2 protein-coding genes are annotated in these 2369 nt (G+C 63.5%); both read left to right on the forward strand.

Features of this window, described 5'->3' with window-relative positions:
* The first annotated feature begins 156 nt into the window (after positions 1–156).
* Positions 157–1719 carry an AAA family ATPase gene (locus ACPLUI_RS13950; RefSeq protein WP_424660850.1) on the forward strand — a complete coding sequence of 521 codons (1563 nt, stop codon included), beginning with the start codon at positions 157–159 and terminating at the stop codon, positions 1717–1719.
* Positions 1720–1725: 6 nt separating this feature from the next.
* Complete coding sequence (locus ACPLUI_RS13955) at positions 1726–2331, forward strand: SLOG family protein (RefSeq protein ID WP_424660851.1); 606 nt, start codon at positions 1726–1728, stop codon at positions 2329–2331.
* Positions 2332–2369 lie beyond the last annotated feature (38 nt).

Raw genomic sequence — 2369 nt, forward strand, 5'->3', positions numbered from 1 at the left:
GCGGTTTTTCGTCCTGCCGTTCCCGGAGCTGGAGAGGCGGTGGGCGGCGTGGAAGCGCAGGACCGGCCCGGCGTCGGTGCGTGCCGGGGAGCCGGGGCTGGTAGAGGTGAGGTTTCCGGAGTACCTGAAATTTTTGTACAAGATAGATTCTTGTAATTGATCGGGAAGGTGGTGTCCGAATTGCTGCGGGATTATCTCTTTTGCTCGAAGCCCGGCATAATCGTGCGCGCGCAGGACATAACGTCCACGGTTAAGGAAATCATGGAAGCCGCACGCGAGGTCGGCAACCGGCCTTTTTACATGTGGGACGCCAGTGAGGGACTGCGGCAGGTCGCCAGCCCAGACGACCTTTTTACCGCCAGGGGGAACAGGGACAACACCACCGCGCCGGTGCAGGCGTTGCAGAAGGCGTCAACAACCAGAGACGCTATCGCTGTGTTCCTGGACTTCCACCACTACCTGACGTCCCCGCCGGTGCTGAGCGCGATGCGCACCGCGCTCGTCGTGGCTGAGAGGCACGGCGCGTCCCTGGTCTTTGTGTCCCGCTACATCAGCGTGCCCGGCGAGCTGGAGCGGGAAGTGGCCGTGGTCGACTGTCCCGTGTCCGGCAGGGAGGAGCTCAGAAAGGTACTCGACCGTTTGCTGGAAAAGAACGGGGCTAAAATTGCAGCCGAAATCGACGACAGGCAGAAAGAGCTGGCCGTGGAGTCCGCGCTGGGCCTGACTGTGGACGAAGCCAAGGACGCTTTTGCGGTGAGCATCGTCCGTACCGTCCGGACGGAGGGCAGACCTCGGCTGTGCCCGGGGATCATAAGCGAGCAGAAGCGCCAGGCTGCAGCCCGGTCGGGCATACTGGAGTTCGTCGAGCCGGGCCGTTCACTGAGCGACGTGGGCGGGCTGGACGAAATCAAAAACTGGTTTGTCAAGCGGTTCAAGACGTTTTCACCGGAAGCGGCGGAATACAGGATATCGCCGGCGAAAGGGTGCCTGTTACTGGGTGTGCCCGGGTGCGGCAAGTCGCTGCTGGCGCGCGCTGTGGCGGGCGAGTGGCAGAAACCCTTGCTCAGGCTGGACTTCGGGCGCGTCTACGGGTCGCTGGTCGGCGAGACCGAGGCCAACCTGCGCCGGGCCATACAGGCGGCAGAAGCAGCGGCCCCGGCGGTACTGTGGGTGGACGAGGCCGAAAAGGGACTGTCGGGCACGGCGTCGTCCGGGCGCACGGATTCCGGCGTCACGTCCAGGGTGTTCGGCAGCTTCCTGACGTGGCTGCAGGAGAAGACGTCGCCGGTGCTGGTGGTAGCCACGGCCAACGACGTAACGTCCCTGCCGCCGGAACTGCTGCGCCGTGGCCGTTTCGACGGCATATTTTTCGTCGACCTGCCGGACGAGCGGGCCAGGGAGGAGATCTTCAAGATCCACCTCGCGAAGAGAAGGAGGGACCCGGGCAGGTTTGACCTGCGGGCACTGGTCGCGGCTTCTGAAGGTTATTCCGGCGCGGAAATCGAGTCTGCCGTGGAAGACGCCATGCTGGAAGCCTTCAGCGAGGGGAGGGAGGTGACCACCGATGATCTGATAGCGGCACTGAAGAACGTCATCCCGCTGTCGGTGAACAGAAAGGACGACATCGAGCGGTTGCGGCGGTGGGCCGAGGAGAGCGGCTTCAGGAAAACGCCCGGGACGAAAGCTGGGTACGGCGAGAGACTGCTGAGAGTGAGGTGATCTTGTTTGCTGATCAGGACGGTCATGGGGACCGGGCACCGCCCGCAGTACCTGCCCGGGGGGTGGGGCGGTTACGTTGCGGCCTGTTCCGAACTGGTCCAAAAGCTGACAGCGCACATCGTATCGATGCACAAGGAGTACGGCCTGGAAAGGGTGATCACCGGCATGGCGCAGGGGTGGGACACGCTGCTGGGGATCGCCGCCGTCCGCGCGCGGAGGCACGTCCCCGTCCAGCTGGTAGCCGCGGTCCCCTGCGCGGGGCAGGAGAGCAGGTGGCCACCGGGCGCGAGGGAGCTGTACCGCCGCCTTCTGGGCGAGGCCGACCGGGTATATTATGTTTTCCCCGGCAGGTACGAGCAGAACAGGAACTGCATGCACGAGCGGGACGAGTACATGGTCAGGAACAGCGACGCGGTCCTGGCGTATTACCTCAACCTGCCTTACGGCCTGCACAGTGCCGCAGAGATGCGGATTCCGGCGAGAGACAAAGGCGGTACGGTATACACGCTGCGGTTCGCCAGGAAGTGGGCAATAGAAAATGGTCTGTACATCCCGGTGTTCAACTACTGTCGGGAAAGGAAGGTGTTTTATGAGCCACTACGCCAGCATTGAGGTCGTCCCCGCCCGCGCGGAGGTCCTTTTCGGCGTCC

Source organism: Desulfofundulus sp., from assembly GCF_049701015.1.
In the GTDB taxonomy this organism is placed as follows: Bacteria; Bacillota; Desulfotomaculia; order Desulfotomaculales; family Desulfovirgulaceae; genus Desulfofundulus.